This window comes from Segatella asaccharophila (assembly GCF_054687055.1).
The window spans coordinates 1-6,361 of the sequence record NZ_BAACAN010000042.1; the positions used below are offsets into that span (position 1 = coordinate 1).

The 6,361-nt window shown below is 41.0% G+C and carries 6 protein-coding genes; all 6 read right to left on the minus strand.

Annotated features, from left to right (window positions below; translation table 11 throughout):
- Window positions 1–184: phage integrase SAM-like domain-containing protein (locus ACYRYG_RS13055; protein ID WP_460198451.1), on the minus strand; the 184-nt coding region annotated here is incomplete at its 3' end.
- A gap of 1,265 nt (window positions 185–1,449) precedes the next feature.
- Entirely contained in the window at window positions 1,450–2,883 is a 1,434-nt protein-coding gene (locus tag ACYRYG_RS13060) for a glycosyltransferase family 2 protein (RefSeq protein WP_293418020.1), read from the minus strand.
- Window positions 2,873–3,946 (minus strand): hypothetical protein, encoded by a 1,074-nt coding sequence (locus ACYRYG_RS13065; RefSeq protein ID WP_293423263.1) that lies wholly within the window; start codon window positions 3,944–3,946, stop codon window positions 2,873–2,875. Before ACYRYG_RS13065 ends, ACYRYG_RS13060 begins: the two co-directional genes overlap by 11 nt.
- 1 nt (window position 3,947) lies before the next feature.
- Complete coding sequence (locus ACYRYG_RS13070) at window positions 3,948–4,760, minus strand: YaiO family outer membrane beta-barrel protein (protein WP_460198452.1); 813 nt, start codon at window positions 4,758–4,760, stop codon at window positions 3,948–3,950.
- The gene (locus ACYRYG_RS13075; RefSeq protein WP_460198453.1) at window positions 4,757–5,149 is read right to left on the minus strand and encodes a response regulator; all 393 of its coding nucleotides are present in this window, start codon (window positions 5,147–5,149) and stop codon (window positions 4,757–4,759) included. The genes ACYRYG_RS13070 and ACYRYG_RS13075 overlap by 4 nt, the downstream gene beginning before the upstream one ends.
- Window positions 5,150–5,175: 26 nt before the next feature.
- Window positions 5,176–6,066, minus strand: coding sequence for a TIGR01777 family oxidoreductase (locus ACYRYG_RS13080; RefSeq protein WP_460198454.1), 891 nt, complete (start codon window positions 6,064–6,066; stop codon window positions 5,176–5,178).
- Window positions 6,067–6,361: the final 295 nt, after the last annotated feature.

The window sequence follows — 6,361 nt, forward strand, 5'->3', positions numbered from 1 at the left end:
ACTGCTCATAGGATTTAAGGTTATCACGGTTGATCTCCGGGAAGGATACCGATGGGGAACTGAGGAAGATCGTATAGGAATGGAGGGCATTCTTATACAGGCGGGCCGTAGCGTAGCGGCCATTCTGCTCTGAATGGATAATACACTGAGTAGTAAATGATGAGAATGTGATAGTAGATTCCATAGAATAAAACTTAAATGAATTAATAGGATGCAAATTTAACGTTTTATTCTGACATTCGATCCTATGGCAGCCTTCGGGAATAACCAATTAGAAATATTGAGCAACTCACCTGTTCTCATTACATGTAACTTAAAACTGATAGGTTAGACAACATCCATTGAGATACCTTACATTGAGTGTTTACAACTATATCCCAGACATTAGCATTTTTTGTCGGACTCTTTATCGCCTGAGTATCTTTCATGCAACAACAGATAGATGATATTGTCGAGACAGACAGCATATTCTGAAGACATTTCTGATATTTAAAGGCCAACCATAGATCTACGATCCTCCATTCCCAAAACTAAAAAGGTTTCAAACAACATTGTTGTCGTTTTAACGATCATAGCAACTGATTTTCACGACGATAGTCACTTGTGACCGATATGGTGCATTTTGCTCCTCCATGACTATACCGCCCGGAAGCAGGTGCCAAGGTGGCTTTAAGGCCGTAAAATTAGAGGTATACTGTAAAAAACAACCCTATTATTTGAATCACTTTATTCCTGAAACATAATAAGATGGTTGAAACCCAACTTTATAAAATGATCCACAAAAAAGCACGGACTTTCACAAGCCCGTACTTTCACTTTACACTTATATTATACCTAAACCATTTATAATTTTATATAAATCAAAATTTAATGTGAAGTTGCATCTTCAGCTTTTAATTGTTCTCGAACTACCTTGCCAGGCAGTTCTTGGAGAATTCCAATAACAAAATTCACTGAAACAACTCTTAAAATGAATAACTAAAACTTCCAATAAAAATATAATAAATGGCATGATATAGTCCCACTCATACTGTTCATGTTATGATGGCACTGAAATTCCTCTCCTTTTCAGACACTATTCATCATCTTTCCGTGTCCCTTCGATTGATAGTTTCTAAGACGATCCATCTGTCAAATTCATCATTGTTCTTGTATTTATCATAGATTATGTTATTATTATTTCATTTATTTGCAGGCAATAAAATAATTGTCTTCTGCAAAGATAGAAAATATACTACACATATACAAATTATTTCATAGAATATATTCTATTTAATAATAATTAACTGCACCGTATGGGCTATAGAGGATCTGAAGCCTCTTTCAGCCTTTCCAATTACAATTGATTACAAGTTAATTACAATGCGAGCATTGACCCTTCAACGATCTTTAAAGAATCAATGCCCGTATTAAAAATATTAGAAAATAGTCTAGTACAAGACGTAACCATCAGGCCTTTTCCTGGCCAAATCCTTTCCGAGTCATGACACCCCATGATTTGATACGACGCAGATACATATAGTTTCCCTTAACAGACCAGAAAACGATGCACGGATGGTAAATAAAGGCCTCCAACATGGAATAGCAGATCAATCTCATGACATCTTTTGTCTTATGGTAAACATGGAAACCTATCTCATTCATGAAAATACCCAGGAAAGAGAAAGTAGTACCAAACAGATACATAAAAACAAACAGGAAGAAGAAGGTGCTCCATACCGTTGTACCCAGGATCAGAGCAATAAAGAAATAGACATAGCCTGTCAGTTCGACAATAGCCGCCATCCATTCAAAGAAGAAAAAATAAGGATACCCCAGCAGACCCACCGATCTGTATTTCGGATTAAGAAACAGTTTCTTATGTAATTTCAAGGTATCGATCAACCCTCTTGTCCAGCGTGTTCTCTGGCGGCCCAGCAACCTGACCGATTCCGGGACTTCCGTCCACAATAAAGGATCAGGAATATAGGACATCAAATGAGGTATTTTCTTCTTATAATGATATTCCTGTATACGCGTAACCAACTCCATATCTTCGCCGATCGTTGAGGTCAGGTAACCACCGACTTTCAGTATTGCCTCTTTTCTGAAGATCCCCAATGCCCCAGATATCAGCAAGAGACTTCTTGTCTGTCCCAGGGAAATCCTCCCTATCAAAAAAGCTCTCAGGTACTCTACTACCTGCATGCAGGTGAAATACTTCTTTGGCACAACATGTTCCTTAATGACCCCATTTTCAAATTTACATCCATTCGCCACATGCACTGAGGCGCCGACCCCCACCACCTTTCCATCTTCCTTCTCGGTGATCACCTTAACCAGTTTGAGAAGGGCATCCCGGTCCAGGATAGAGTCTACGTCCACACAGACGACATAAAATTTATAAGAGATATTGATTCCACAGTTCATCGCATCTGCCTTGCCCCCATTTTCTTTATCCACGACAATCAACTTTCTGAAAATCGGGTTCTCAGACCGGTAAACGCCGCGGACGGTCTTGGTCTTAATCTTATAGTTGACGATATAACTGTGTTTCTGCAATTGAAACTCTTTCTGCAATTTTTCGAGGGTATCATCCGTACTGCCATCATTGACGACAATCACATCATAGTTAAAATACCTCAGGTTAAGCAATGCGCGCACGCAAGAAATGATTGTTGCCGACTCATTATAAGCCGATGCGATCACACTCACGCTAGGTGCTGCATCACCAGCAGAAAGCAAAGTATCATAGTTGATTTCTATATTTCTTCTCCGATAATAGAAGAAATAGTAGATGGATATGGCAGACATACTTGTATAGACTACTACAATGGAAATGGAGTAGATCAAGAAAAGCATGTTAATGACTTCCCCCGCATCTGTAAAAAAATTATTTCCCATTTTTCTCCATGATTAAATTCCTGCACATCTCATTCAAAGTCCCATCTTCATGATGGGCCGCGAAATATTCAATATCAGCCTTACCGCCAGCCACATAATCGTAGACACAAATCAAAATATGTCTTTTAATGGCAAGATTATCCGTACGGTGATAAATGTCAAGCATCGTATCAGTGGTCACATAGTCCAGTCGCGCATAATTGGACAACATATCCTCCAAAGGATAAAATCCAACATTGATGACCGCACTATCATTCACACTTTCCTTATTCATAGCCAGCAACCGATAGAGTTCCACCTGTACCTGAGCATCCTTGCTCATCAAGACCCCTTCATAGTTCCGTGTAATGTCCAGAGACTGATGGAATAATCTCATCATCCTCAATCCAAACAGGATGACCGTAACATTAGGCGAATAGAGCAAGGCGGAAAAATGAGGCTCCTCCTTCAGTTTATACCTGAAGAGGAAGAAATACCCCATTTGCTCCCAGAGAGAAAGAGAATACTTATAATCGGGAAAATCCTGTTCCACGCCAAAGCTGCCGTAAAGGATCAGATTCTGGATGGCATAAAATCTGAGGATCACATCTTTGCTTCTTTGAAGTTTCTGTAATATAGGATAAGATTTTCGCGTGCATCCTATATTGACAAGTATTTTCAATGCCCGGATCTTTCGGGAAGGAAGGATCCAGTTTATGTTCTTCAAAATATAGGATTCCAGATCATAGACAGCAGCTATCTGCCTGATTTTATTCTGATCTTTATACGTAAAATAGCGGCTCAGGTCATTCAGTATTCCGATGAAGACCTCTTTATCCACTCTTCCCAATTTCTTTCTGATGTCACGGATATGATTCATGTTTCCATGATACAGAAAGGGAAAGATGACCTCTTCATATTTCTGATGGAGCATCTTCCGGCGGCGTTTCCCCCGCTTTCTCCTCCAGCTCAACAGCAGCGTTACACAAGGTACGGCCACGACAAGCAGGATAAAGAACACTATTGCGATCTGTATCAGATGCAATAGCAGGACGTTAAAAGAGTTATAAACAGATGTCAGCATATCAGAACAAATAATTAATTCCTATCGTAAATCCAGGGATATTACGGTTCAGCCCATTCGTATACTGCTCTCTTCGAAAAGATACTGCCGTCTTCAATGAGAATGACCGGCATAATTTCTGCTGCCATAGCAGATAACCACCCCAAGTCTTGTTACCTAATAAGTATTCACTGTCCAAATGAGGCAAGACTTCTGCGGAATGACCGTCAAAAATGCCGAGATGAATAAAATTCACCGGATCCCTGAAATATCTCCTGACTCCTAAATTCACGGAGCCATAGCAGTTAGAATTCAGATAAGTCAGATAAGGCTTCAGAGTAATCCAGAAATTTCCCGCATATTTCTCTACTCCAAGGGTATAGCTGAAGATGGGCTTTGTCCAATAATACATCTTGCCTCCCCCCGTGAGATTCCATCCATGAGGCCATGAAAATGTACCCTCTACAACAGCCAGATGCTTTGAAAAGACAGTGGATCCGGAGTAAGCATACAAGGCATATAAAGAGAGTTTACGCGAAGCGACAAGATAAGTTTCCAACTGTCCCTGGGCATCAACCTTTTTAAAGTAATCATCGCCCACAGGAACTTTTTGGGCCAGATTAAGTCGTGGCACAAATGTTATAGAACGCACGCTATCTCTGTTGATCCTTACCGTACCCTCAAAGGCCGTGATGTTCCAGTTCAACCTGGAAGGCCTGGTATAGAACTCCATCATATTGCTGACCCCTACGGATTGCAGTTCAACCTGCTTTTTCTGACAAAAAGCCATAGTACAATCAGCCCAAAAGAAAAGTACAAGAAAAAAATATTTCATAAGCTATCTTTCTTGAGTATCCGGTTTAAAAAATCATCTGCATCCTGCGGCACGACGAAATAGTCCGCGGCATCCAGGTCCTTCGCCTGCTGCATGCTCCCGCGATCATAAAAACCACTCGCGATATAGATTTGCGTCTTTGGAAGAACCTTCCCCGGCGCTTTCATCTGCATCTCATGGTAATACTTCCGGTACTTATCCAGAATCTCAAGCCCGTTATAGTAGTTGACATGAATGCCTATCATTGCGATGTCCCATTCCTGGGTGAACAGCAGATGGACTATATCCATGCCGCCATCGACCACTGTCACCTCATGTCCTGACGTTCTCAGGCAATACCCGATATAGTCCGCATAGACATGATTTCGAAATCCTATCAGAATTTTCATCCTCTATTTTTTTAGTCACCACCTTTTTACAGACACTGATGAATAGACTGATACCAGAATCCAAAGCCCATACGCTTGATCTTTTCATTACTGACCCTGGATCCTAGCAACAATATCTCAGACAGTTCACCAAACAGGAGTTTGATGACCCACGCAGGAGCATTTGGCATGAGATTTCTCCTGCCAAACGAATGCAGCATCTTTTCCGAGAAATCATTCATGGTGATATGCTCACTGGTGACGGCATTGAAAACGCCCCTCATCTTCTTGTTTTCCAGGACATAATCATAGATTCTGACAAGGTCACCGATACATATCCATGGAAGATACTGCCTTCCGCTTCCCAGAGACACATTGATCCCCCGCCGCGCCAGCGGTTTCAGTTTCCGGTACATTCCTCCGGTTCTGCCAATCACCACACCTTTGCGTAAAATCACGACCCGGTCAGCCACCCTCTCGAATTTCCGGGCATTGTCTTCCCACAACTTACAAAGATGTGCAGGAAAGTCCGTACCGTTGCGATCCTCTTCCGTAAAGATCCGGTTGGTAGTCACCGCTCCATAATAGCCTACGGCAGAAGAGGAGATAAACACATCTATATGGCTTCCGACATCCATCACATATCTAAGAAGCAGATTAAGAGGCTTTATCCTGCTGCTTACGAGCTCCTGTTTTCTTGCCTTGGTCCAGCGCTTCTCACCAATATTGGCACCCGTCATATTAATGATTGCACTCACCCCGTCAAAAGCCCGAGGATCAATGAAACCTTTTTCTACATCCCATTGATAATAATGTATATTTTCCGTATCACTCATCTGTCTTCGGGTCAAGACATTGATTTCATCTTTCTTCCCTGCCAGAAAAGAGCACAAGGCTGTTCCTATAAATCCGGTACCTCCGGCAATTAATATTTTCATGTACAAGAACATTAAGATCAGACATTACGTGACAAAAATAATGAATGTTTTCAAGAATTGCAAGTCTTACTCTATTTTTTGTTATAAAAAATTACAAAAAACAGAGAAAAGAAGAAAGGTTTATCAAGAAACAAAAAAAGAAGGGAAATGATCCGGGACATTCATCCAGGTAACTATTCAGCCATACCCAAGGTGTGCCATCCTATAAAGATAGGATGGTAGCAATGGCATTGTATTGAGATTGATTGTTCTTCCATGCCGTATCGGCGATGGAATGTATAGCGAAGAAGTCATC